Origin of the sequence: Streptomyces sp. NPDC093801 (genome assembly GCF_040701585.1) — a bacterium.
In the GTDB taxonomy this organism is placed as follows: Bacteria; Actinomycetota; Actinomycetes; order Streptomycetales; family Streptomycetaceae; genus Streptomyces.
The window spans coordinates 23684-48597 of the sequence record NZ_JBFBDP010000042.1 but is presented as its reverse complement, the minus strand read 5'-3'; the positions used below and the strand labels follow the sequence as shown (position 1 = coordinate 48597).

General features: G+C 72.4%; 17 protein-coding genes and 1 pseudogene. 7 read left to right on the top strand and 11 right to left on the bottom strand.

What is annotated here, in order from left to right:
- The first annotated feature begins 116 nt into the window (after positions 1 to 116).
- Complete coding sequence (gene pepN / locus AB0469_RS34995) at positions 117 to 2663, top strand: aminopeptidase N (RefSeq protein ID WP_366455551.1); 2547 nt, start codon at positions 117 to 119, stop codon at positions 2661 to 2663.
- Positions 2664 to 2845: 182 nt separating this feature from the next.
- On the top strand, positions 2846 to 3808 hold the full coding sequence (locus AB0469_RS34990; protein WP_042815216.1) for a hypothetical protein: 963 nt from the start codon (positions 2846 to 2848) through the stop codon (positions 3806 to 3808).
- A 137-nt stretch (positions 3809 to 3945) separates the two neighbouring features.
- On the opposite strand, the pseudogene AB0469_RS34985 reads toward AB0469_RS34990, so the two are convergent.
- A pseudogene (locus AB0469_RS34985) lies at positions 3946 to 4824 on the bottom strand (pyridoxamine 5'-phosphate oxidase family protein); the annotation flags it as partial.
- Between the two features lie 23 nt (positions 4825 to 4847).
- Complete coding sequence (locus AB0469_RS34980) at positions 4848 to 5309, bottom strand: VOC family protein (RefSeq protein WP_366455550.1); 462 nt, start codon at positions 5307 to 5309, stop codon at positions 4848 to 4850.
- A 109-nt stretch (positions 5310 to 5418) separates the two neighbouring features.
- On the opposite strand from AB0469_RS34980, the gene AB0469_RS34975 reads away from it, so the two are divergent.
- On the top strand, positions 5419 to 5988 hold the full coding sequence (locus AB0469_RS34975; RefSeq protein ID WP_366455549.1) for a CGNR zinc finger domain-containing protein: 570 nt from the start codon (positions 5419 to 5421) through the stop codon (positions 5986 to 5988).
- Positions 5989 to 6261: 273 nt separating this feature from the next.
- Positions 6262 to 9594 (top strand): S8 family serine peptidase, encoded by a 3333-nt coding sequence (locus AB0469_RS34970; protein WP_366455548.1) that lies wholly within the window; start codon positions 6262 to 6264, stop codon positions 9592 to 9594.
- 109 nt (positions 9595 to 9703) lie between these two features.
- Here the strand turns inward: AB0469_RS34970 and AB0469_RS34965 are convergent, their stop codons facing one another.
- Positions 9704 to 11185 carry a M28 family metallopeptidase gene (locus tag AB0469_RS34965; protein ID WP_366455547.1) on the bottom strand — a complete coding sequence of 494 codons (1482 nt, stop codon included), beginning with the start codon at positions 11183 to 11185 and terminating at the stop codon, positions 9704 to 9706.
- A gap of 264 nt (positions 11186 to 11449) precedes the next feature.
- On the opposite strand from AB0469_RS34965, the gene AB0469_RS34960 reads away from it, so the two are divergent.
- Complete coding sequence (locus AB0469_RS34960; RefSeq protein ID WP_366455546.1) at positions 11450 to 12478, top strand: aspartate-semialdehyde dehydrogenase; 1029 nt, start codon at positions 11450 to 11452, stop codon at positions 12476 to 12478.
- A 169-nt stretch (positions 12479 to 12647) separates the two neighbouring features.
- Complete coding sequence (gene pepN / locus AB0469_RS34955; protein ID WP_366455545.1) at positions 12648 to 15218, top strand: aminopeptidase N; 2571 nt, start codon at positions 12648 to 12650, stop codon at positions 15216 to 15218.
- A 452-nt stretch (positions 15219 to 15670) separates the two neighbouring features.
- On the opposite strand, the gene AB0469_RS34950 is transcribed toward pepN (AB0469_RS34955), so the two are convergent.
- The 6 genes from AB0469_RS34950 to AB0469_RS34925 form a co-directional block, all read right to left on the bottom strand.
- Positions 15671 to 15928 carry a hypothetical protein gene (locus tag AB0469_RS34950; protein ID WP_366455544.1) on the bottom strand — a complete coding sequence of 86 codons (258 nt, stop codon included), beginning with the start codon at positions 15926 to 15928 and terminating at the stop codon, positions 15671 to 15673.
- Between the two features lie 250 nt (positions 15929 to 16178).
- Positions 16179 to 17393: a helix-turn-helix transcriptional regulator gene (locus AB0469_RS34945; RefSeq protein WP_366455543.1), complete on the bottom strand. Its 1215-nt coding sequence runs from the start codon at positions 17391 to 17393 to the stop codon at positions 16179 to 16181.
- A 166-nt stretch (positions 17394 to 17559) separates the two neighbouring features.
- Positions 17560 to 18633, bottom strand: coding sequence for a MerR family transcriptional regulator (locus AB0469_RS34940; RefSeq protein ID WP_366455542.1), 1074 nt, complete (start codon positions 18631 to 18633; stop codon positions 17560 to 17562).
- Between the two features lie 98 nt (positions 18634 to 18731).
- Positions 18732 to 19634, bottom strand: a complete 903-nt coding sequence (locus tag AB0469_RS34935) for a LysR family transcriptional regulator (RefSeq protein WP_366455541.1) — start codon at positions 19632 to 19634, stop codon at positions 18732 to 18734.
- 9 nt (positions 19635 to 19643) lie between these two features.
- Positions 19644 to 20507 (bottom strand): DMT family transporter, encoded by an 864-nt coding sequence (locus AB0469_RS34930; protein WP_366455540.1) that lies wholly within the window; start codon positions 20505 to 20507, stop codon positions 19644 to 19646.
- A gap of 282 nt (positions 20508 to 20789) precedes the next feature.
- Positions 20790 to 21806 (bottom strand): EamA family transporter, encoded by a 1017-nt coding sequence (locus AB0469_RS34925; protein WP_366455539.1) that lies wholly within the window; start codon positions 21804 to 21806, stop codon positions 20790 to 20792.
- Positions 21807 to 21969: 163 nt separating this feature from the next.
- Here AB0469_RS34925 and AB0469_RS34920 point away from each other — a divergent pair, with 163 nt between their 5' ends.
- Entirely contained in the window at positions 21970 to 22479 is a 510-nt protein-coding gene (locus AB0469_RS34920) for a MarR family transcriptional regulator (RefSeq protein WP_366455538.1), read from the top strand.
- 159 nt (positions 22480 to 22638) lie between these two features.
- Here AB0469_RS34920 and AB0469_RS34915 read toward each other — a convergent pair whose 3' ends face one another.
- Both AB0469_RS34915 and AB0469_RS34910 read right to left on the bottom strand, forming a co-directional pair.
- On the bottom strand, positions 22639 to 22878 hold the full coding sequence (locus tag AB0469_RS34915) for a hypothetical protein (RefSeq protein WP_366455536.1): 240 nt from the start codon (positions 22876 to 22878) through the stop codon (positions 22639 to 22641).
- A gap of 20 nt (positions 22879 to 22898) precedes the next feature.
- Positions 22899 to 24899 carry a 4-alpha-glucanotransferase gene (locus AB0469_RS34910; protein WP_366455534.1) on the bottom strand — a complete coding sequence of 667 codons (2001 nt, stop codon included), beginning with the start codon at positions 24897 to 24899 and terminating at the stop codon, positions 22899 to 22901.
- Positions 24900 to 24914: the final 15 nt, after the last annotated feature.

The following is a 24914-nucleotide window of genomic DNA, read 5'->3' as shown; positions in this document are numbered from 1 at the left end:
CACGTCGCACGGGGCGTCTGTCGTCATGTTCCTTCTGGCCAACCGGGCCGGATCCGCACGCATTCCCCCGTGGGAGGATTCGGCCGAAGAAGCGATCACGCACGAAGGAGTGCCACGTGCCCGGTGAGAATCTGTCCCGCGACGAAGCCCGCGCGCGGGCCGAGCTGCTGTCCGTCGACGGGTACGAGGTGGTCCTCGACCTGACGTCCGCGGTGGACGAGGCCGAACCGGCCGAGGGTCCCCGGACCTTCCGCTCGGTGACGACCGTGCGCTTCCGGTCGGCGGTACCGGGCGCCTCCTCGTTCGCGGACCTGATCGCGCCCTCGGTGAACTCGGTCACCCTCAACGGGCACGCCCTCGACCCGGCCGCCGTGTTCGACGGGTCGCGGATCGCCCTGGACGGGCTGGCCGCCGAGAACGTCCTGGTCGTCGACGCGAACTGCGCCTACAGCCGGACCGGCGAGGGCATGCACCGCTTCGTCGACCCGGAGGACGGAGAGGTCTACCTCTACACCCAGTACGAGCCGGCGGACGCCCGGCGGGTGTACGCGAACTTCGAGCAGCCCGACCTGAAGGCTCCCTACCGCTTCGAGGTGACGGCCCCCGAGGGCTGGACCGTGTGGAGCAACGGGGCGGAGGAGTCCCGAGAGGGCGGGGTGTGGCGCTTCGCCGAGACCGCGCCCATCTCCACGTACATCACCTGCGTGGTGGCGGGCCCGTACCACTACGTCACGGACACCTACACCCGCGGGGACCTGACGATCCCGCTGGGCGCGATGTGCCGCAAGGGGCTGGCGAAGCACTTCGACGCGGACGACGTCTTCCTCGTCACCAAGCAGGGCTTCGACCTCTTCCACGAGATCTTCGACTACCCGTACCCCTTCGGGAAGTACGACCAGGCCTTCGTGCCCGAGTACAACCTCGGCGCCATGGAGAACCCGGGCATGGTGACCTTCCGCGAGGAGTACATCTTCCGCGGGAAGGTCACGCAGGCCTCCTACGAGCGGCGCGCGAACGTCATCCTGCACGAGATGGCGCACATGTGGTTCGGCGACCTGGTCACCATGAAGTGGTGGGACGACCTGTGGCTGAAGGAGTCCTTCGCGGACTTCATGGGCTCCTTCGGGCTGGTCGAGGCCACCCGCTTCGACCAGGCCTGGGTCACCTTCGCCAACAACCGCAAGGCGTGGGCCTACCGGGCCGACCAGCTGCCGTCCACCCACCCGATCACGGCCGACATCCGTGACCTGGAGGACGCCAAGCTGAACTTCGACGGCATCACGTACGCCAAGGGCGCGGCCGTGCTCAAGCAGCTCGTCGCCTACGTGGGCCGGGAGGCCTTCCTGGAGGGCGCGCGGCGCTACTTCAAGGCGCACGCGTACGGGAACACCACCCTGGACGACCTGCTGTCGGTGCTCGGCGAGGTCTCCGGGCGGGACATGGCCGAGTGGTCGCGGGCCTGGCTCCAGACGGCGGGCGTCAACGCGCTGACGCCGGTGGTGACCACGGACGCGGCCGGGCGGCTGACCGAACTGGCCGTGGTCCAGGAGGGCGACGAGCTGCGCCCCCACCGGGTGGCGGTGGGCCTGTACCGGCTGGAGGCCGACGGGTCGCTGGTGCGCTACGCGCGGGCCGAGGCCGACGTGGCGGGCGTCCGCACGGTGGTCGCGGAGCTGACCGGCCTGGAGCGGCCCGACCTGGTCCTGGTCAACGACGAGGACCTCACCTACTGCAAGATCCGCTTCGACGAGGGCTCGCTGGCCACCCTCCGCGGCCACCTGGGCGACCTCACGGACCCGCTGGCCCGCGCCCTGTGCTGGTCGGCGCTGTGGAACCTGACGCGGGACGCGCTGATGCCCGCCCGGGACTTCCTGTCGCTGGTGCTGGCCCACGCGGGCCGCGAGAGCGACGTCGGCGTGCTCCAGCAGCTGCACGCGCAGGCGCTGGCCGCGGTCTCCCTCTACACGGCGCCCGACTGGCGCGAGCAGGGCGGCCGGGAGCTGGCGGCCGGCGCGCTGCACGAGCTGCGGCTGGCCGAGCCGGGTTCCGAGCACCAGCTGACCTGGGCCCGGTTCTTCGCGGCGAGCGCCGCCAGCGAGGGCGACTTCCAGCTGCTGCTGGGGCTGCTGCAGGGCTCGGCCCGGATCGACGGGCTGGAGGTGGACCAGGAGCTGCGCTGGGACTTCCTGCTCCCGCTGGCCGCGCACGGCGTGGTCGACGAGGCCGTGCTGGCGGCCGAGCTGGTCCGCGACGACACCGCCTCGGGCAAGCGGCACCAGGTGCGCTGCCTGGCCGCGCGGCCGTCGGCAGCGGTCAAGGACCAGGCGTGGGCGGTGGTGGTCGAGTCGGACGCGCTGTCGAACGCGCTCGTGGAGGCGACCATCAACGGCATGCAGCAGGCCTCGCAGCGGGAGCTGCTCGCCCCGTACACCGGGCGGTACTTCGAGGCGATCGAGCGGATCTGGGCCGAGCGCTCGATCCAGATCGGCATCGACGTGGTGAAGGGCCTGTACCCGGTGCTCCAGGACTCGCAGGCCACCCTGGACGCGACGGACGCCTGGCTGGAGGCCCGCCCGGACGCGGCCCCCGCGCTGCGCCGGCTGGTGCTGGAGTCCCGCGACGACCTGGCCCGCGCGCTGCGCGCCCAGTCTCGCGACGCCTGAGTCCCCGCAGTCCCCTGCTCCGCTCCGCCCCGTCCGGCATCCGCCGGGCGGGGCGGACCCCTGTGCGGGAAGATGGGATATCGGCTGTCGAACGTCCGTACTTTAGCCCCGTCTTGTCCTGATTTGCCGACGAGCGTGTAACAGACGTTAGCAAGGCCATGGCCTGAGGGAATCACCGCGTCATGAACCAGAACGCACCCCTCCCCCTCGCCCACCTCACCGCCAGCCGCCCCCGCGTGCTGACCCTCGCGCAGCTGCGCGAGCACGGAGTCAGCGCCGCCGAGGCCGCCGGCCGGCCGTGGCAGCAGGTGCTGCCCGGGGTGTTCCTGCTGCACGCCGGACCCGCGACGAGCGAGGAGCGCCTCCACGCCGCGCTCCTGTACGCGGGCCGGCGCGGCAACGGCGAGGCCATGATCACCGGGCTGGCCGCGCTCGCGCTCTACCGCTTCTCCTCCACCCCCGCCCTGCTCTCCCTCGCGCACATCGACGTCCTCGTCCCGAACACCCGACGGCTGCGCTCGACCGGCGACGTGCGCATCGTGCGCGCCCACACCCCGCCCCGCCCGCTGGAGGTCACCGGCGTGCCGGTGGCGCCGGTGGCGCGGGCCGTCGCCGACGCCGTCGCCCAGCTCGACGACGCCGACGCGGTGCGCCGCGTCCTCAGCGAGGCCGTCCGCGGCGGACACTGCGAACCGGCCGCCGTCGTACGGGAGCTGACGGTGGCCCGGCTGCTGAACCGGCCGCACGTGGTCGAGGCCGTCGAGGCCCTGCTCGCCGAGGGCCGGGCCATCGCGGAGGAGCGGCTGTACCAGCTCGTCCGGGGCTACGAGCTCCCCGAGCCGGTCTGGAACGTGGACCTGCGGCTGCCCGGCGGCCCGCACCTGGGCGGGGTGGACGCGTACTGGCCCGAGCAGGCCGTGGCCGTCGAGATCGACACCCGGGCCCCGCGCCAGGGCGAGGACGAGGACTGGGCCGAGACCGTCCGCAAGCGGGACGCCCTGGAACGGCTCGGGGTGACCGTCCTCCACCTGACCCCGCGCAAGCTGCGCGACTGGCCCGAGCAGCAGGCCGCGGTCGTCCGGACCGCCCTGACCGCGGCCTGCGACCGCGAGCCCGCCGCCTACCTCGTCGTCCTGCCCCGGTGAGGCCGGTCGGCCGCCCCACCGGGAACCGCCGGAACCGCCGGGGACGCCGGGACGGCCGGGGACGCCGGGACGCCCGGGTTCGCCGGGACGCCCGGGAACGCCGCGACGCCCGGGTTCGCCGGGACGGCCGGGGACGCGGGGAGAGCCGGGTTCGCCGGGGAGTACTCCGGGGTGCTCCACAGCAGCCGCCCCGGGTGCAGGCTCTCCACCACCGACTCCACCCGGAACCGGACGCTACGGCTCCCATCGGCCCCGAACTCGGCCCGGGCCCGCCCGCTCAGCTGGAGCAGCCCGCCGCCCTCCCAGTCGGGGAAGAGCAGCCCGGCCCGGTCGTCGAGGGCCAGGTTGCCCAGGGTCAGGAACATCGCGTTGCCCGGATAGTCCGGCCAGCGCAGCACGGTGGGCGAGAGCACCTCCACGAAGCCCGGCATCCCGCCCCGGTGGCTCGCGTCGGCCCCGCCCGCGCCGGCCGTGGTGGCCACGAAGAAGGTGTCGGCGGCGCGCACGGCCCGCTCCTGGTCCGGGGTGAGCGCCCGGGAGCGCCGTACGACCCCGGGCCCCTCGGCCGCCGGCCCCAGAGGCTGCCGCTTCTGCAGGTACTTCGGGCAGTTGGAGAAGACCTCCTCGGCCGCCACCGCGAAGCCCCCGGGGGTCACGGCCAGGGTCCCGTTGAGCCGCATCCGGCGCCGGGTGCGCGGGTCGAGGGCGATCGTGCCGACCTTGGTGCCGTCTGCGGCCAGCGCCGCCGCGAGCGGGTCCCCGTCCGGCAGGCCGCCGCTGACCGCGATCCGGTCCGGCCCGGTGGCGCGTGCGAACCCGGGCGCGCCGGTGAGCAGCGAGGCCCACAGCCGCCCCGCGCCGTCGGCGGCGCCGACGACGAGGTGGGGCTGGAGGGCGAGGAAGGCGGCCGCCACGTCCCGGATGCCCGGGCCGATGGAGCGGCCGACGTGCTCGGCGAGCTCACGGACGCCGACCCGTTCCTGGACGGCCAGCGAGCCCTGGTGGTACCGGTCCATGATGGCTCCCCTTCCGTGAGGACCTAGAAGAACCCGCAGGTCGGAGCGCCTGCGGTCGGGGTGGGAGCGCCCTCGGCGCCGGTCGGCACGGAGATCTCCAGCCGGGTGCCGTCCGGGTCGTGGAAGAAGATCCCGCCGGAGGTGGCGCCCTCGCGGTGGGCGACGACGCCCTCGTAGGCGAAGTCGACGCCCAGGCCGCGCAGCCGCTCCTCGTACGCCCGGACCTCCTCGATCGTGCCGGCGGAGAAGGCCAGGTGGTGCAGTCCGGCCGCCTGCGGCGCGTACCGGCCCTCCGCCTGCTGCCAGAGGGTGAGGACGAGCTCCCCGTCCCGGCCCAGGAAGGCGAAGCGGCGGCCGTCCTCCTTGCCCTCGCCGAGGAGCTCGAAGCCCAGGGCGTCGCGGTAGAAGGCGAGCGAGCGCTCCAGGTCGGTGACGTTGAGGCCCACGTGGCCCGTGCGGAGCGTGCCGACGGTGGTGGCGGTCATGAGGGTTCCCTTCAGTGGTTCTAACCTTCTAAATCGAGATTAGGGGTTAGAGAATCGGACGTCAACCGGTCACGTACCCTTGAGGGGTTAGCAGAGCGAGGAGGCGGACATGACGGCAGTACCGACGACGGACCCCCGTCCGCTCACCGGGGAGCCGCTCGCCCTCGACCTGGTGAACACGCGCTGGATGCCGGAGGGCGTGCCCACCGACCTCTTCGCCGGGGCCTTCGGCCTGAGCCGGCTGGAGGGGCTGGCCCTCTGGCTGCGGAGCACGGGGCTGGACGGCCGCTTCCGCGCCGACAAGTCGACCCTGGTCCACCTGCTGACCGCGCGCGAGGCCCTCGCCCGCGCCGTCACGGACCCGGCCGATGCCGGCGCCCGCGAGCTGATCGACGCCGTACTGGAGCACGGCCGCATCCGGGCCACCCTCACGGCCGAAGGTCCGGGCGAGCGGGCGGAGTTCGACGACCCCTCCTGGGGGCCCGCCTGGACCGCGGCCCGCGACTACCTGGAACTGCTGCGGTCGGCGCCCGACCGGATCCGCAAGTGCGCCTCGGAGACGTGCATCCTGCACTTCCACGACACCTCGCGCAACGGCACCCGGCGCTGGTGCTCGATGGCCGTCTGCGGCAACCGCGCCAAGGCCTCGCGCCATTACGCGCGCACGCGCGAGCGCTGAACGCCCGGAATCTGTCACACCCGGGGTGAGAACCGGCCCCGGCACACCCCCGCCACACGGCCTGTAAGTCGATAAATCCACTACCCGACCGACGCGAGTCGCCCGGGCTTGCCCCGACATGTTCCCGATGGCGGAAACCCCGCCCTGGCGAGTGTCCGCCACGTCAGGTCTCGGTCAATGACAACCCTCCCCAAACAGCTGTCACTTGCGCAAAGCTGACCGGTCATCCGGCACCGAAATCCGGACCGTATCGATCTCTAGCCAGGGATGCTGATGACCCTCGAATCCCCCAGCACCACCGGGGCCATACCCGGCGCCCGGCGCGCGGCGCGCGTCGCGGCGGCCGCGGGCCTGGTGGCCGCGCTCTGCGCCACCGGCGCCGTACCCGTCTTCGCGGCCACCGGCGACAACCCGTCGGCCCCGGCTCCGGCCAAGTCGGCCGACCAGAAGCTCGGTTCGGCGGACGCCGAACTGCTCCAGGAGGCCAAGGCCAAGGGTGACGCGACCGTCACCGTCATGGTCGCGACCGCGCCGGGCCAGACCAAGCAGGTCTCCGACCAGCTGCACGCCGTCCAGGGCGCTTCGGTGGGCCAGACGTACGACAAGCTCGGCTACGTCCGCGCCACCCTCCCGACCGACAAGGCGGAGGCGGCGCTGAAGGCGGCCGCCAAGCTGGAGTCGGTGCACGGCATGGACCTCAAGCAGGAGATCCAGCTTCCGGACCCGCGCCCCGATTCGGGCAAGGACGGTGCCGGCAAGAAGACCGCCGCCGAGACCTACCCCGGTCCGGACAAGAACACCCCGGCGAAGAACCCGTACAACCCGTCCTTCGAGACCGGTGCGGTGGACTTCGTCCAGAAGAACCCGCAGGCCGACGGCCGCGGCGTCACCATCGGCATCCTGGACTCCGGCGTCGACATCGCCCACCCGGCGCTGCAGAAGACCACCACCGGCGAGCGCAAGATCGTCGACTGGGTCACCGCGACCGACCCGATCCTGGACAACGACGCCACCTGGCGCCCCCAGGTCACCCCGGTCACCTCCACCGGCGGCAGCTTCGCCGCGGGCGGCCAGAGCTGGAAGGCCCCCGAGGGCACCTTCCAGTGGAGCCGCTTCAGCGAGTCGATCACCGCCACCGGTGACATGAAGGGCGACGTCAACCGGGACGGCGACACCACCGACAAGTTCGGCATGCTGTACGACCCGGTGGCCGGCACCGTCCGCGTGGACACCGACCAGGACGGCGACTTCACCAACAACGAGCCGATGAAGCCGTACAAGGACGGCTACCAGATCGGCTACTTCGGCACGGACAACCCGGCCACCGACGTCTCCGAGCGGATCCCCTTCGTGATCCAGATCCGCAAGGACGTCCCGATGGACCCGTTCGGCGGGGACTGGGTCGGCAAGAAGGCCGACTTCGTCAACATCGGCATCATCGAGTCCGAGCACGGCACGCACGTCGCCGGCATCACCGCCGCCAACAGCCTCTTCGGCGGCAAGATGAACGGCGAGGCGCCCGGCGCGAAGATCGTCTCCTCGCGCGCCTGCTCCTGGTCCGGCGGCTGCACCAACATCGCACTGACCGAGGGCATGATCGACCTCGTCGTCAACCGCGGTGTCGACATCGTCAACATGTCGATCGGTGGTCTCCCGGCGCTGAACGACGGCAACAACGCCCGTTCCGAGCTGTACAAGAACCTCATCGACACCTACGGCGTCCAGCTCGTCATCTCGGCGGGCAACGAGGGCCCCGGTGTCAACACCATCGGCGACCCCGGCCTCGCCGACAAGGTCATCTCGGTCGGCGCCGCGGTCTCCAAGGAGACCTGGGCCGCCAACTACGGCTCCGGCGTGACCAAGAAGTACAACATGTTCCCCTTCTCCTCGCGCGGTCCGCGTGAGGACGGCGGGTTCACGCCGACCATCACCGCCCCCGGCGCGGCCATCAACACCACCCAGACCTGGCTGCCCGGCAGCCCGGTCAAGGAGGCGGGCTACTCCCTGCCGGCCGGCTACTCGATGCTCCAGGGCACCTCGATGTCCTCGCCGCAGGCGGCGGGCGCCAGCGCCCTGCTGATCTCGGCCGCCAAGCAGGCGAAGATCGCCCTGCCCCCGGCCAACCTGCGCGTGGCGCTGACCAGCACCGCCAAGAAGATCGACGACGTCCCGGCGCACGCCCAGGGCGCGGGCCTCATCGACATCAACAAGGCGTGGGAGTCCATCCAGCGCGGCGCCAAGGCCAACGAGTTCACGGTCAAGGCCCCCGTCGACACCGCGCTCGACCAGTTCCTGAAGACCCCGGGCTTCGGCACCGGCCTCTACGACCGCGAGGGCGGCCTGAAGGTCGGCCAGAAGAAGGTCTACGACGTCGTCGTCACCCGCACCACCGGCCCGAAGTACGGCACCCGCCACAACCTGAGCTGGCGCAACAACGACGGCACCTTCAAGGTCGTCGGCGGTGGCGGCTACGACTACGTCACCCTGCCGCTGAACAAGCCCGTCACCATCAAGGTCGAGGCCAACGTCAAGTCGGCCGGCGTCCACAGCGGCATCCTGCAGCTCGACGACCCGACCACCGAGGGCATCGACAAGCAGATCCTGACCACGGTCGTCGCCTCCACCCCGCTGGCGCAGCCGTCCTTCGCGCTCTCGGACACCTCCTCCGTCCAGCGCAACAGCCACAAGTCGTACTTCGTGACGGTCCCGCAGGGCGCCAAGACCCTCGAGGTCGCGCTCGGCGGTCTCGCCGCGGGCAGCCAGACGCGCTTCATCTCGATCCACCCGTACGGCACGGGCGTCGAGGACAGCGCCACCACCCAGTGCTACCCGAACTACGACAACCCGGCCAACAAGTGCCGCCCCGACCTGCGCTCCTACGACAACCCGCAGCCGGGCGTCTGGGAGATCGAGGTCGAGTCGCGCCGTACGTCGCCGCTGCTGGACAACCCGTTCAAGCTGGACGTCTCCGTCCTCGGCGCGGGCTTCGACCCGGCGGTCAAGGTCCTCCCCGAGGTCAAGCAGGGCACCCCGGCCCCGGTCCAGTGGACCGTGAAGAACACCGGCGCGGCCATCTCCGGCGGCAAGCTCCAGGGCGGCCCGCTCGGCTCCGCGAAGGTCGACAAGCCGACCATCGCCGCCGGCGAGACCAAGACCACCGAGGTCACCGTCGGTGAGGGCGTCTCCCGTCTGGACGTGGCCATCAACCACACCTCCGACGCCGGCGCCGACCTCGACCTCGAGGTCTACAAGGACGGCGTGAAGGTCGCCTCTTCGGCCGACGGCGACTCCGACGAGTCCGTGAGCATCGACAAGCCCGCCGCCGGCACCTACACCGTCAAGGTCATCGGCTACGCGGTCCCGTCCGGCTCCACCACGTACGACTACCGCGACGTCTACTTCTCGTCCGCCCTGGGCACCGTCCAGGTCGACGAGGCCGCCGCGGTCAACCTCGCCAACGGCGCCTCCGCGCAGGTCTCGGCGAACGTCCTGGTCTCCAGCGCGGCCCCCGAGGGCCGTCAGTTCTTCGGCCAGGTCCAGCTGCTCAACGGCCGCGGCACCGCCGCCGGCACCGGCAGCGTGCAGATCGACAAGGTCACCCCGTAAGGGCCTGACCGGGTAACACCGAGGGGGCGGTGCTCGTACGAGCACCGCCCCCTCGGGCGTTTCCCCTCGGGCCGGCCGCCGCCCGCCCGCTCCCCCTCGGGCCCCGGCGCTACGTGCCGAGCGAGCGCAGCGACTCGGCGTAGGTGCCCACCGCGTGCGCGATCACGTCCAGGTTGGTGTCGAACGCCTTGAGGTCCAGGTTCTTCAGGGTGTCCCCCGCCCCGTGGTAGTTCGGGTCGTACGGGGCCCCGGCCGTGCCGCCGTACCGCTTGGCCTGCTCGGCGGTCTTGACGCCCTCGGCGCCGGTGAAGGTGCCGCCCGCCGGGATGCCGTTCTCGATGAACGGGCCGTAGTCGGAGCGGCCGTCGAAGTCACTGCCCTCGTGCGGCTTGCCCTTGCGGTCCAGGAAGCCGTTGATCAGCGACTCGATCTGCGCCGAGCCGGCCGGGCCGGCGCCCGCGCCCGTCCTGTCGGAGTCGTCGCCGTCGTAGACGAACTGCACCGGGTTCGGCGAGGCGATCATGTCGAAGTTCAGGTAGAGGGCGATGTCCTTCTTCTGCTTCTCGGACAGCTGCGCCACGTAGTGCTCGGAACCCAGCAGGCCCAGCTCCTCCGCCGACCACCAGGCGAAGCGCACCTTGTTGGCGGGACCCCTGCCCTTCTTGCCGGCGCCCTCGTCGGCGAGCTTGAGGGCCACCTCCAGCAGGCCGGCCGAGCCGGAGCCGTTGTCGTTGATGCCGGGGCCCTCGGGGACGGAGTCCAGGTGCGAGCCGACCGTGACCACGCGGTCGGCGCGGCCCCCCTTGGTCTCGGCGATCACGTTGCGGGTGGTCTTCTTCACGTGCTCCTGGTCCAGGTCCAGGCGCACCTTCACCTCGCCCTTGGCGGCGGCCGCGGCCAGGGCCTCGCCGTCGGCCAGGCTGATGCCCGCGCTGGGGATGATGCCCTCGGACGGGGAGGAGAACCCGCCGCGGACGGGGGTGGTGCCGCTGTGGTTGTAGACGATCACACCGGCCGCGCCGGCCGCGGCGGCGGCCCGCTGCTTCTCCACGAAGGTGCACGCACCCCGCTTGACCAGGGCGATCTTCCCGGTGAAGGCGCCGGCCGGGTAGTCCTCGGCGGTGCAGCCGGGGGTCTCGTCGACCCGGGCGGGGGCCAGCGGGGCGGTCAGGCCGCCGGCCGGGGTGGACGCGGTGAAGGTGAAGGCGGCCGTCGCCACCTCGCGCGGCTGCTCGCCGAGGACGGTGGTCTTCTCCGTCTTCGTGTGCGCCTCGTAGATGTCGAAGTCCTGGTACGAGACGTCGTAGCCGGCCTTCTTCAGGGTGTCGTGCACGTAGGCGGCGGACGCGGCGTGGCCCGGCGTGCCCGCGGCACGGTTGCCGCCGTTGGCGTCGGCGATCTGCTGGAACCTGGCGAGGTGGCGGTAGGCGCCGCGCGCGGTGACCTCCTCGACCAGCTCCTTGGCGAGCCGGCCCTCGCGCGGGTGGGCGGACGCCGGAGCGGCGGCCAGCAGGACGGGTGCGGCGACGGTGGCGGCCGCGAGGGCGGCCAGGGCCGGTATGGACCGGCGGCGGTGGCGGATGGTCCGCATGGTGGTCTTCCCCCCGGGGTTCCCGGTGTTTCGGTCTCTGGTGCGCCGTGTCCGGACAACGATCACGGCTGAACGGAAGCTAACCGGCTCCGAACAGGCAAAACGGACGTTCGGGTGAGGTGAAACACGGCCGTCACGGACTCGTCACCGGGGTTCACGGGTCCGACACTGTCCGCACCTCGGACAATGGATTGGACAAGCCTCGTGGGGTCGAACGCATGATGGCTTCACGCGCGCCCGCGTCCACGTATCGAAGGAGTCACTGTGAGGGTCGGAATCGTCGGAGCCACCGGACAGGTCGGCGGAGTCATGCGCAGCATCCTCGCCGAGCGGAAGTTCCCGGTCGACGAGCTGCGGCTCTTCGCCTCGGCCCGGTCCGCCGGCACGACCCTGGAGTGGCAGGGCCGCGAGATCACCGTCGAGGACGCCACCGAGGCCGACTACGCCGGCCTGGATATCGTGCTCTTCTCCGCGGGCGGCGCGACCTCCCGGGCCCTCGCCGAGAAGGTCGCCTCCCAGGGCGCCGTCGTGATCGACAACTCCTCCGCCTGGCGCAGCCACCCCGAGGTCCCCCTCGTGGTCTCCGAGGTGAACCCGCACGCGATCAAGGACCGCCCCAAGGGCATCATCGCGAACCCGAACTGCACCACCATGGCCGCGATGCCCGTCCTGCGCCCCCTCCACGAGGAGGCCGGCCTGACCGCGCTCGTCGCCACCACGTACCAGGCCGTCTCCGGCTCCGGCCTGGCCGGCGTGGCCGAGCTCAAGGGCCAGGCCTGCGCGGTCTCCGAGGCCGCCGACCAGCTGACCTTCGACGGCGACGCGGTGGAGTTCCCCGAGCCGGCCGTCTACAAGCGCCCGATCGCGTACAACGTGGTCCCGCTCGCGGGCAACCTGGTCGACGACGGCAGCTTCGAGACCGACGAGGAGCAGAAGCTCCGCAACGAGTCCCGCAAGATCCTGGAGATCCCCGGCCTCAAGGTCTCCGGCACCTGCGTGCGCGTCCCCGTCTTCTCGGGCCACTCCCTCCAGGTCAACGCCCGCTTCGAGCGCCCGATCGGCGTCGAGCGCGCCTACGAGCTGCTCAAGGACGCCCCGGGCGTCGAGCTGTCCGAGATCCCGACCCCCCTCCAGGCCGCCGGCAAGGACGCCTCGTACGTGGGCCGCATCCGGGTGGACGAGACGGTCGACAACGGCCTCGCGCTGTTCCTCTCCAACGACAACCTCCGCAAGGGCGCGGCGCTGAACGCGGTGCAGATCGCGGAGCTCGTGGCCGAGGAGCTGCGCGGCTGATCGCCGCCGCTGCGGTCGCAAGGGGCGGTGCCGTCGCGGCACCGCCCCTTTCGCGTGGCTTGCCCAGGACCTCCGTCCGCCCGTGTTCGCCCCTGGATTACTCCCGCCCGGTGGAGCGGCCCGCATGGAAGGATGGCGGGGCAACGTCACCATCAAAGGAGATGAACGCGTGCCTGGCACGAATCTCACCCGTGAAGAGGCTCAGCAGCGGGCGAAGCTGCTCACCGTCGACTCGTACGAGATCGAGCTCGATCTCAGCGGCGCGCAGGAGGGCGGCACCTTCCGGTCCGCGACCACCGTGCGCTTCCAGTCGGCCGAGGCGGGGGCCGGGACCTTCATCGACCTGGTCGCGCCGGCCGTGCACGAGGTCGTGCTGAACGGCACGGCCCTGGACGCCGCCGCCGTCTTCAACGACTCGCGGATCGCCCTGGACGGCCTCGCCGCCGGGGCCAACGAGCTCCGCGTCGTCGCGGACTGCGCCTACACCAACACCGGCGAGGGCCTGCACCGCTTCGTCGACCCGGTCGACCAGCAGGCTTACCTGTACACCCAGTTCGAGGTGCCGGACGCGCGGCGGGTCTTCGCCAGCTTCGAGCAGCCCGACCTGAAGGCGACGTTCCAGTTCACCGTGACGGCCCCCGAGGGCTGGACGGTCATCTCGAACTCCCCGACGCCGGAGCCCAAGGACCGGGTGTGGTCCTTCGAGCCGACCCCGCGCATCTCCTCGTACATCACCGCCCTGATCGTGGGCCCGTACCACGCGGTGCACAGCTCCTACGAGGGCAAGGACGGCCAGGTCGTCCCGCTCGGCATCTACTGCCGCCCCTCGCTGGCCGAGTTCCTCGACGCGGACGCGATCTTCGACGTGACCCGGCAGGGCTTCGACTGGTTCCAGGAGAAGTTCGCGTACGACTACCCGTTCGCCAAGTACGACCAGCTCTTCGTGCCGGAGTTCAACGCGGGCGCGATGGAGAACGCGGGCGCGGTCACCATCCGCGACCAGTACGTCTTCCGCTCGAAGGTGACGGACGCGGCGTACGAGGTGCGCGCCGAGACCATCCTGCACGAGCTCGCGCACATGTGGTTCGGCGACCTGGTCACCATGGAGTGGTGGAACGACCTGTGGCTGAACGAGTCGTTCGCCACCTACACCTCGATCGCCTGCCAGGCCTACGCCGAGGGCTCGAAGTGGCCGCACGCCTGGACCACGTTCGCGAACTCCATGAAGACCTGGGCGTACCGGCAGGACCAGCTGCCGTCCACGCACCCGATCATGGCCGACATCCGCGACCTGGACGACGTCCTGGTCAACTTCGACGGCATCACGTACGCCAAGGGCGCCTCGGTGCTCAAGCAGCTCGTCGCGTACGTCGGCATGGACGCCTTCTTCAAGGGCGTGCAGGCGTACTTCAAGGCGCACGCGTTCGGCAACACGCGCCTGTCGGACCTGCTGGGCGCCCTGGAGGAGACCTCGGGCCGCGACCTGACCGCCTGGTCGAAGGCGTGGCTGGAGACGGCCGGCATCAACGTGCTGCGGCCGGAGGTCGAGACGGACGCCGACGGTGTCGTCTCCTCCTTCGCCGTGCGGCAGGAGGCCCCGGCCCTGCCGGCGGGCGCCAAGGGCGAGCCAGTGCTGCGGCCGCACCGCATCGCGATCGGCCTGTACGACCTGGACGGCGGGAAGCTGGTCCGCACGGACCGGATCGAGCTGGACATCGACGGCGAGCTGACGGCCGTGCCGGAGCTGGTCGGGCGTGCGCGTCCGGCGGTGGTCCTGCTCAACGACGACGACCTCTCGTACGCCAAGGTCCGCCTGGACGAGGTCTCGCTGGCCAACGTCACCGCGCACCTGGGCGACTTCACCGAGTCGCTGCCGCGGGCCCTGTGCTGGGCGTCGGCGTGGGACATGACGCGTGACGGCGAACTGGCCACGCGCGACTACCTGGCGCTGGTGCTGTCCGGCATCGGCAAGGAGTCCGACATCGGCGTGGTGCAGTCCCTGCACCGCCAGGTGAAGCTGGCCATCGACCTGTACGCCGACCCGGCGTGGCGGGAGCAGGGCCTGGCCGCCTGGACCGTGGCCACGCTGGAGCACCTGCGCGCGGCCGAGCCGGGCAGCGACCACCAGCTGGCGTGGGCGCGCGCCTTCGCGGCGACGGCGCGCACCGAGGAGCAGCTGGACCTGCTGGGCGCGCTGCTGTCCGGTGCCGAGACGGTCGAGGGCCTGGTCGTCGACACCGAGCTGCGCTGGGCGTTCCTGGAGCGGCTCGCCGCGACGGGGCGCGCGGACGAGGCCGAGATCGCGGCGGAGCTGGAGCGGGACGCGACGGCGGCCGGCGAGCGCCACGCGGAGACGGCGCGTGCCGCGCGTCCGACGGCGGAGGCCAAGGCCGAGGCCTGGGCCTCCGTGGTGGACTCCGCCGACCTGCCGAACGCGGCGCAGGAAGCCGTGATCGGCGGCTTCGTCCAGACCGACCAGCGCGAGCTGCTCGCGCCGTACGCGGAGAAGTACTTCGCGGTGGTCAAGGGCATCTGGGAGAGCCGCAGCCACGAGATCGCGCAGCAGATCGCGGTGGGCCTGTACCCGGCGCTCCAGGTCTCCGCGGAGACCCTGGCGGCGACGGACGCCTGGATGGCCTCGGCCGAGCCGAACGCGGCCCTGCGCCGCCTGGTGTCGGAGTCCCGGTCGGGCGTCGAGCGCGCCCTGAAGGCCCAGGCCGCGGACGCGGCAGCGGGCTGACGGGGGCCTGACCTGCGGTGGGCCCGTCCCTGCGGGGGCGGGCCCGCTGGTTTGTGGGCGCTCGCGGTGCGGGCCCGCTTTTTCCCCCTCGAGGGGCCGGAGGCGGGTCGGTGGCCGCCCACCCGCCTCCCTGACTGCGGGCCGGTGGTGCGGGGGACGGTATCCCGCCTGAGCGGTCTCGGAGAAGGGCTGGGGCTTTCCCGTCAGTCCCACTGTCCTTCCGGGGCGGGCCGGTCCACGGTTGGGCATGCGGCCGGATCAGCGACCAGGCGGGAAGGTCGGGGGGCGGCAGACCGGGCATCCGGGCCGACCACCGGCCGTAGACGGGGCCGCCGTCCGCGTCAGACCGCTACGCGCTCCTCATTTTTCGACGTCCGCCGCCCGTCCTGGGCTGGTACCTGCGCCACATGACGAACAGACCGGTCTGCGGAGCATCCAGGCGCAGCAGATCGCTACGCGCTTCCGAGGCCTTCGCGCCTGCGGGCGGTCTGGGGCTGGTCATGGGCGGGCTGGACGTTGGCGACGGCGGTGGTGAATTCGCGGCCAGAGGCACTGCGGATGTAGGCCAGTTCCATCCAGCGCTCGTAGTCGGCGGAATCCGAGACGTTCTCGTTGATCACGGCCATCAGCTCACCTTCGGCTCCGGACGCGATGTCGCGGACACGGCGTCGGAGGAGGCGGTGGGGGACGTACTCGTACTGCTCACTCATCGGATGCTCCCTCGAAGGAGCCGAGGAAGCGCTCCCAGCCGACGAGCGCACGGGTGAGGAGTTCCGCGCCGGGCTTCTCGATGCCTGTTGCCCTCAACCACGGGTTGTCGGGTGGGAGCGGATCAGCCGATGTCGTGTGTTGCTGTGCAGTTGTGGCCATGTCGGACCCTTCGTGTCGTCTGCCTGACGATGCGATGCTCCCGTCAGTGAGCAGATGACTACAGGGACGCAACATCCCACTTTGGCGCCCTTAGTTGGCTACCCCCAGAAAGTCCGCCAGTTGCCGCAGGCCTGGGGGGTGGTGCGGCCCGGCCCAGAGGTCCGAGACGATCGCCACCGCCAAGGTGTGGTAGCGCATCCACCCTGGGGCCACCTTGCGCAGCTTCTCCAACGTTTTCACCGCCCCGGCTGCGTCTCCCAGGTCCGTGTGGGCGCGGGCCAGGTCCAGGAGCAGCCAGGTTCGCCATGAAGGGGGCGTGTCCTTGCTGAGCCTTATGCCACTGGCCAGCGTCAGGGCTTCTTCCGGGCGCTCGTGTTGGACGGCCAGGCGGACGCGTTCGATGCGTACGGACGATCTACTGAAGACCGAGACGAGTTTGCCGTCCGCCGGGGGTGGCAGGGTGGACAGACGGCCTGCTGCCCTTTCGGCGGTCACCATCATGTCGTTGGCGGTCTCGTAGTCGTCGCTCCGTGCGTAGGACGTGGCTGCGGACATCAAGAGTCCACCCCAGACGCGGACGCCCTCGGAGGTGTCGGTGTGTTCCCGCTCCACCGTGTCTGCGGCGTGCACGGCCAGGTGGCGTGCGTCGTCCAGCCGGGCCTGGCGTTGGTAGGCCCACGCCACGGAGTTGGACAACATCGGGGCCAGCAAGGGGTCGGAGGATTCGCCGGCTGCGGCGTAGGCACGTTCCAGGGCCGAGAGGGCGAGGTCCGTCTTGCCCAGGCGGATGGCCAGGTGGCCGCCCAGTTGCAACGCCTTGCCGAGAGCAGCCTGACCGGCCGCCCGCTGGTCGGCGTTGCCGACGGCCGCGAGGAGCCGGGCGTCGGCGATGATCCCCGGCAACACCTCCATGAGGCGGCCGAAGTCCGCCGCGTGGTAGAGGGTCCAGCCGTCCGCGAGCTCGGCCCTCAGGAGGGGGAGTGACAGTCGCTCTACGCCGGTCGGTTCGGCGGGAGGCGCGAACAGTGGTGGCATGATCGCGCGACGGACGGCGACGAGCGCCGGGGAATCCGCCTCGCCGGTCGACGGGACGCCTGGCGGATCGCCGAGCAGGCTCGTCAGCTCCACGCCCAGGCCCTTGGCCAGGGCGTGCAGGGTGGGCAGTCGTGCGCTGTGCTTGCGTCTCTGTTCCAGCTTGCGGACGACGTCCACGGATACTCCGGACCGTTCCGCCAGACCTTTTTGGGTCAGGTCGGCGAAGCGACGGAGACGGCTCAGCCGGTCACCCAGGTGCTCAGAGGCCATGCCGCAAAATTACGCCGTTGCCGGGCCGGATGACATGGGGTTGTCCGCGTCACCCGCCTGCGGGCCGGTCCTGTTCATCCTGCGCACGGGCCATGTGCCCATGCGCAGGATGCGCCTACGGGCCTGGTGGCGACGGACGGGTGGCCAGCCTCGACCAAGCCGAACGTCAGTCCTCCAGGCGGACCGGCATCAGCAGGGAGACGGCCGTCCCGGTGTCGGGGTGGCGGAGGGCCACCGGGGTCGTCGGTACGCCGAGTTCGAGGAGCAGGCGGTCCGCGGCCGCAGCGGCGAGGGCCTCCAGCAGGTACGCGCGGTTGACGGCGACCCGGTCCGGGTTGCCGTCTCCGTCCTCGCACAGGACGGCCTCGCCGTCGGCGACCGTGAGCAGGCTGAGGTCGCAGGCGCTGCCGTCGCGCCCCTCCCCCGCCGTGAACGGTCCGTCCTCCAGGGCCGCTCGGAAGGCGGGAACGTCGACGAGGGCGCGGCGTCCCTGCGGCAGTCGGACCAGGCGCCGGTAGTCGGGGAAGTCGTGGTCCGGGCACCTGCCGGCGCTCTGGCGGTCCCCGGCCTCCAGGGCCACCCGGTCGCCGTCCACGGTGAGGAGCGCGGTGGTGCCGTCGACGAGCAGCGCCCGCATCGCGTCGGCGAGCGGGGACGGTACGACGACCTGTGTGCGGGGGCCCTCGTGCCCCGAGGTGTGGACTTCGGCGACGGCCATGCGGTAGCGGTCGGTGGCCACCAGGTGCAGGGTCGGCCCGTCGAGGTCGAAGAGGACGCCGCCGAGGGCGGGCAGCTCCGGGTCGGTGCCGGCCGCGAAGCGGACCGTGTCGAAGGCGGCGGCCAGTGCGGCGGCCGGGACGGACACCCGGGCGTGGGCGGTGCGGAGCGCGGTCATGGGGTTCTCCTGGCGGTCGAAGAGCGAGCGGACCGTGGAGAACTCGCTGCGCGCCTCGGCCAGCCCGCGTTCGAGCCGGCGCAGATGGGCGTCCAGCAGCTGCCGTACGACCCCGGTGTCGGGGCCGGGCCAGCCGGCCAGGACCAGCCGGATGTCCGCCAGCGGCAGGCCCGTCCGGCGCAGCCGGGCGAGCAGGCGGGCCTCGTCCACCTGCTCGGGGCCGTACCAGCGGTAGCCGCTGACCGGGTCGACGCGGGCCGGGACGAGCACGCCGGCCCGGTCGTAGAACCGCAGGGCGCTCACGCCCAGGCCGCTGTCGCGGGCCGTCTCACCGATACTGCGCATCGCGTTCTCCACTCCCGTCACTGTGGTCCCTGCACCAGGTCGAGGGTCAACACCGGCCCGAAGACGTTCCCTCATGAAGGCCCCGCGCCGCCGGGACGTCAGAGGCGGGCGGCCGCGGTGGACCGGAGGGCCTGCAGGACGCGGGAGACGGCCGGGGCCGCTTCCGCGCCGCGGCGGAGGGCCGCCACCACGTAGCGGGTCGGGCGGTCGTGGGTGAGGACGCGGAGGCAGACGCCCGTCGCGCGGGCCGAGACCATGCGGGGGACGAGGGCCACGCCCATGCCGGCCTCTACCATCGCCAGGATCGCGGTCCAGCCGGACGCCGAGTGCGCCTGCTGCGGGAGGAAGCCCGCCGCCTCGCAGGCGCTGCGGGTGATCTCCGACCAGGGGCCGCTGCCCCCGTAGATCCACCGCTCGCCCGCGAGGTCGGCCAGGCGGACGAGGAGGGCGTCCGCCAGGGGGTGGTCCGGGGGGAGGGCCACGTCCAGGGGGTCTTCGAGGAGGGTGATCCGGGTGAACCGGGCGTCGGCGGTGCCCGGGGGGTGGGCGGCCAGGGAGAGGGCCAGGTCGACGGCTCCGGTGGAGAGCAGGTCGTACGATTCCGCCGCCTCGGTCTCGCGGATGTGGACCTCGATGCCCGGGTGGTCCCGCTTCAGGGCGGCCACGGCCGGGACGACCAGGGACGGGACGGCGGTGGAGAAGGCGCCCACGCGGACCTCGCCGACGTCTCCCGCGAGGTAGCCGGCCAGTTCGGCGTCGGCGCGTTCGAGCTGGGCGAAGACGGCCTCGGTGTGGCGCAGGACGAGGTGGGCCGCGTCGGTGAGGCGGACGCCCCGGCCCTGCGCCTCCAGCAGGGTCACGCCCAGCAGGCGGGCCAGGTTGGTCAGTTGCTGCGAAACGGCCGAGGGCGTCATGTGCAGCGCCTCGGCCGTGGCGGTCACGGTGCCCCGGTCGGCCAGCGTCCGCAGGATCCGCAGCTTCTTGATGTCCCAGTCGGTCACGGGGTGAAACTACCGGCGGGCCGCACTGCCCAGGGCGACACCGCCCAGGATCAGGGCCATGCAGAGCAGTTGGGCCGGGCCGGTCCGCTCGCCCAGGAGGAGCAGGCCGAGGCCGGCGACGCACACCGGCTGGAGGTAGTAGACGACGCCCGCGCGGGCCGCGCCGATCAGGGAGACGGCCTTGTTCCAGGCGAAGAAGGCGACGGCGGAGGAGAAGACGCCGACGTAGAGGAGCGGTCCGATGGTGGCGGGCGTCGCTTCGAAGCCGCCCTGGACGGTGAGGGAGACGGCGTAGGCGGGGGCCAGCATCAGGGCGCCGAGGACGAAGGTGGTCAGGAGGAAGGCGAGGCCGCCGATCTCTGCCGGCTTGCGCTTGAGGAGCGCGCTGTAGGTGGCGAAGGAGAAGGCGGCGGCGAACATCCACAGGTCGCCGGCGCCGAAGTCGGGGGTCAGGGATCCCTTGCCGACGAGGAGCAGCACGCCGAGGGCCGCCAGCAGCATCCCGGAGGTGCGGCGGGCGCCGAGCCGTTCGCCGCCGAGGCGGGCGTACAGGGCCATGATGACCGGCGAAGCGGCCATGATCATGCCCATGTTGGAGGCGGAGGTGGTCAGACCGGCCTGGTGGACGAGGGTGTTGTAGAGGGTGACGCCGAAGAGGGTGGCCAGGCTGATGTAGCCGAAGTGCCTGCGGATCAGTGCCCGTTGCTGCCAGGCCTGGCGGGCGGCGAACGGGGTGACCGCGACGGCGGCGGTGATCCAGCGCCAGAAGACGGCCTGGACGGGCGGGACCGTGCCGGCCATGCCGCGGGTGGCGACGAAGCTGCCGGACCAGACGACCGTGGCCAGCAGGGCGAGGAGTACGCCGAGTCCCACGGCCCCCTTCTTCCCGGTGCTGCTCGTGGTCTGCTGCCGGTCCTCTCGAGGTGTGGTCCGGGCGCGGTCCGTGACGGCCACTTCTTGTGTCCCCTTCCGGGTGGTGGTGGGTGTGGTGGGATTACCGTCGCATCTCCGACCGTCCAGGTCCATCGAAAGATTTTGACGGGTTGGTTTAGGAGAAATGAAGAGTCCCCGGGGAGGTCGGGGGGCCGACCTCCCCGGGGACCGGGGCGAGGGGGATGGGGCGGGTGCGGGGGGCGCGCGGTGGCGGGTGGGGTCTCAGGCAACTTGGACCTTGGGGGCTTCGGCCTTGGGGGCCTCGGACTGGAGGGTCTCCGCCCGGACGGCGTTCACGGCGGCGCTCGCGGCTGTGTCCGCCTTCGCGGTGTCCGCCTTCGCGGTGTCCGTCTTCGCGGTGTCCGCCTTCGCGGTGTCCGCCTTCGCGGTGCGGCCCGGGAGCTGTCCGAAGACCGTGGCACCGAAGGCGATCACCATGCCCAGCACCTGGACGGGGGTCAGCGCCTGGCCGAGGGCGGCCCAGCCGATGACGGCGGCGGTGAGCGGGGAGAGCGGGCCGAGCAGGGTGACCGAGGTGGCGGAGAGCTTGCCGATGCCGCGGAACCAGAGGAGGTAGGCGGCGCCGGTGTTGATCAGCATCATGTAGCCGTAGCCGAGGAAGGCCTTGCCGTCGAGCGCCGGCGGGGCACCCTCGACCAGGGCGGCGATCGGGATGATGACCAGGCCGCCCGCGGTGAGCTGCCAGCCGGTCACGGCCAGCGGGCCGACGCCCTCGGGGCGTCCCCAGCGCTTGGTCATCACGGTGCCCGCACCCATGGAGGCCGAGGAGACGATGCCGGCGATGACGCCGACGAGGTCGAGCCGGGCCTGCGAGGTCAGCACCACCATGCTCACGCCGAGCGCGGCGACGACCGCGGCGAGCACGGTGCGCAGCCTGGCCCGCTCCCCCAGCAGGAGGGCGGCCAGTCCGACGACGAACAGCGGGCCCGCGGAGCCCAGGACCGCGGCGACGCCGCCGGGGAGGCGGTAGGCGGCGAGGAAGAGGAGCGGGAAGAAGGCGCCGATGTTGAGCGTGCCGAGGACCGCCGACTTCCACCACCAGGCGCCCTTGGGCAGGGTCCGGGAGAGGGCGACCAGCAGGAGACCGGCGGGCAGGGCCCGCATCGCGCCGGTGAAGAGCGGCCGGTCCGGCGGCAGCAGCTCGCTGGCGACGAAGTAGGTCGAGCCCCAGGAGACGGGGGCGAGTGCGGTCAGGACGATCGTGGTGACACGGTTCACGGTCACTCCTCGGGCAGGGCGGGCGGTGGCTTGGGAGGCGACCTACCCGGGGGCCCGTCCCGGCCTCCCCGAGTAGGTCGCTCGTAAGTAGCTTAGCACTAAGCTACTTTTTAGCAAGCTACTTTCTTGTGGGTGAGTAAACGGAACCCGGATACTTGCGGGTATGACCGCACTGAAGAAGGACACCGCCCCAGACGCCGTCGACGCGATCACCGACCAGTGGTACGCGGTGCGCCCCGACCTGGACACCACGCCGATGGCCGTCTTCGGCCGGATCTACCGGATCTCCAAGGCCATGGGCGACGCGGTGGAGCGCGTGTACAACCGCCACGGGGTGTCCCGCGGGGAGTTCGACGTCATCGCCACGCTGCGGCGGTCGGGGAGCCCGTTCACGCTCTCGCCCCGCGAGCTGTCGGCCACGCTGATGCTCACGACGGGCGGCATGACCGGGCGGCTGGACAAGCTGGAGAAGGCCGGGCTGCTGACCCGCAGTCCCGACCCGCACGACCGGCGCGGGCTCCAGGTGACCCTCACCGAGCGCGGGCTGGCGCTGGTGGACGAGGCGGTCACCGCCGGCATCGAGGTGAACCGGGCCGCCCTCGCCGACTTCGCCCCCGAGGAGGTCGAGGTGCTCGGCGGGCTGCTGCGCAAGCTCCTCGCCGACATGCCCTGAGGCCGCCGGGGCCGGGCGCCCCGGGACCGGCCCCCGGGCCGGGCGCCCCGCATCCGGGCACGCCAAGGCGCCGGAGGTCGCCACGGGTCCGGCTCACGCCGGACCCGCGGACCTCCGGCGCCCGGAAGTGCTGGAGTCGTGGGACCGCCCGGGGGCGGGTCAGCCCTGGTTCTGCTGCTTGTGCGACTTGTCGCCGACCATCACGAGACCCGTGATGATCAGGAAGATCACGATCGGCAGGGCCACGTACAGACCGAGCGTCTCGCCGATGCTCAGCCCCGGGCCCGGGTCGTCGCCGTCGTCGCGGGTGAGCGCGAGGGCGGGAGACGTCATCAGCAGCATCATCAGCGCAGTTCCGGCCGAGACGGCGCCGGCGCGCAGAGCGTTCTTCTTGTCCACGGTGCAAACGTAGCGAACACCTAAAGCGGGCGCGCGCCCGGGGGTGCCGTACGGGTCTTCACGCCCTCCCGCACCGCGCCCAGCAGGGCGTTCGCCCGCGGCGAGGCCGTCAGCGCCTCCAGGGTCAGGGGCCGGCCCGCCGCGTCCGCCACCGGCAGCCGCCAGTTGGGGTACTGGTCCCAGGTGCCCGGGAGGTTCTGCGGCCGCCGGTCCCCCACCGCGTCCGGCAGCCATACGCCGACCAGCCGGGCCGGCGTGCGCAGCAGGAAGGCGTACAGGGCCCGTACGGCCTTCTCCTCGCCCTTGGCCTCCAGCCCCAGCCGGTCCAGCACCCGCAGCCACTGCGCGGTGTCGGCGGCGTCCTCGGCCCGCTCCAGCTCCACGGGGCGGGTCAGCAGGCCCAGCCGGTCGCGGAGTTCGACGTGGGCGCCGGCCAGCTTGGCGGCGGTGGGCGGCAGGTCGTGGGTGGTGGCGGTGGCCAGGCAGTCGGCCCGCCAGGCGCCCGGGGGCAGCGGCTGCCCGTCGCCGGACCAGTCCCGCTCGAACCAGAGCACCGAGGTGCCGAGGATCCCGCGCCGGGCCAGCGCCTCCCGTACCCGGGGCTCGACCGTCCCGAGGTCCTCGCCGACCACCACGGCGCCCGCCCGGTGGGCCTCCAGGACCAGGACGGCGAGCATCGCCTCGCCGTCGTAGGAGACGTACGTGCCCCCGGCGGGCGGGGTGCCCTCCGGGATCCACCAGAGCCGGAACAGGCCCATCACGTGGTCCACGCGCACCGCGCCCGCGTAGCGGAACACCCCGCGCAGCAGGGCCCGGAAGGGGGCGTACGCGGACTCCTCCAGGACGTCGGGCCGCCAGGGCGGCAGCCCCCAGTCCTGGCCGCGCGCGTTGAAGGCGTCCGGCGGGGCGCCGACGGAGACGTGCCGGGCGTGGAAGGGACCGAAGGCGGCGTCCGAGCCCTCGGGGTGCACGCCGACGGCCAGGTCGTGGACGATGCCCACCTCCATCCCGGCCTCCCGCGCGGCCCGCTGGGCGGCGGTCAGCTGGGTGTCCGTCAGCCAGACCAGCCAGGCGTGGAAGCCGGCCCGCTCCCCCGGGTCCTCCCCGGCGGCGGCCGCGCACCAGGCGGCGTGCCGGGCGAGCCCCTCGCCCTGGGCGGCGAGGAACGCCCGGTGGGCGGCCTCGCGGGCGGGGGTGCGCGGGACGGCGTACAGCAGTTCCAGGGCGGCCCGCTTGAGGGCCCACACGGCGTCCCGGTCGATCAGGGCGCCCTTCTCCAGCACCTCGCGGCGCAGCTCACCGCCCCGCGCGGCCAGTTCGGCGAGGGCCTCGCGGTCCGGGCAGGCCTCCCACTCGGGGAGGTCCTCGACGCGCAGGTGGACCGGGTCGGGGAAGCGGCGGGAGGCGGGCCGGTAGGGGGAGGGGTCGGTGGGGGTGCCGGGGACCGCGGCGTGCAGGGGGTTGACCTGGATGAACCCGGCGCCGTGGGTGCGGGCGGCCCAGCGGGCCAGTTCGGCGAGGTCGCCGAGGTCGCCCATGCCCCAGGAGCGTTCCGAGAGCAGGGAGTACAGCTGGACGAGCAGCCCGTGGGCCCGCTCCGGGGCCGCCGGGGCCCGGTCCGGGGCCACGATCAGGGTGGCCCCGGCGGTGCGGCCGTCGGGGGTCTCGGCGGTCACCCGGTGCACCCCGAGGGGCAGGCGGAGGGCCCACGCGGCCTCCCCGGCCCCGTCCTCCAGGGTCACCCGCAGCCGGGTCCCCTCCGGCAGTCCGGCCAGGGCCGCGGGGGCGGGCTCGCCGCGCCACTGGACCAGGGTCGGCGGCAGCAGCCGCCCGGCCGCCTCCCGTTCGGCGGATCCGGCCGTGCGCCGGACGTCCTCGGGGGTGTCGACGGGGACGCCCATCAGTCCGAGCACGGTGCGGACCGTGGCCGGCGGCACCTGGACGGTGACGTCCTCGGCGGGCTGGTAGGAGGTGGCGACGCCGTGGTGGGCCGCGAGCCGGGCGAGGTCGTCCATCTGCATCCTTGGGGCTGGAAG

Bases quoted from the DNA above. Each gene is read 5' to 3' on its own strand.
- AB0469_RS34990 (WP_042815216.1), top strand. From the start codon at position 2,846: ATGAACCAGAACGCACCCCTCCCCCTCGCCCACCTCACCGCCAGCCGC.
- AB0469_RS34980 (WP_366455550.1), bottom strand. From the start codon at position 5,309: ATGACCGCCACCACCGTCGGCACGCTCCGCACGGGCCACGTGGGCCTC.
- AB0469_RS34975 (WP_366455549.1), top strand. From the start codon at position 5,419: ATGACGGCAGTACCGACGACGGACCCCCGTCCGCTCACCGGGGAGCCG.
- AB0469_RS34970 (WP_366455548.1), top strand. From the start codon at position 6,262: ATGACCCTCGAATCCCCCAGCACCACCGGGGCCATACCCGGCGCCCGG.
- AB0469_RS34965 (WP_366455547.1), bottom strand. From the start codon at position 11,185: ATGCGGACCATCCGCCACCGCCGCCGGTCCATACCGGCCCTGGCCGCC.
- AB0469_RS34950 (WP_366455544.1), bottom strand. From the start codon at position 15,928: ATGAGTGAGCAGTACGAGTACGTCCCCCACCGCCTCCTCCGACGCCGT.
- AB0469_RS34945 (WP_366455543.1), bottom strand. From the start codon at position 17,393: ATGGCCTCTGAGCACCTGGGTGACCGGCTGAGCCGTCTCCGTCGCTTC.
- AB0469_RS34940 (WP_366455542.1), bottom strand. From the start codon at position 18,633: ATGCGCAGTATCGGTGAGACGGCCCGCGACAGCGGCCTGGGCGTGAGC.
- AB0469_RS34920 (WP_366455538.1), top strand. From the start codon at position 21,970: ATGACCGCACTGAAGAAGGACACCGCCCCAGACGCCGTCGACGCGATC.
- AB0469_RS34910 (WP_366455534.1), bottom strand. From the start codon at position 24,899: ATGCAGATGGACGACCTCGCCCGGCTCGCGGCCCACCACGGCGTCGCC.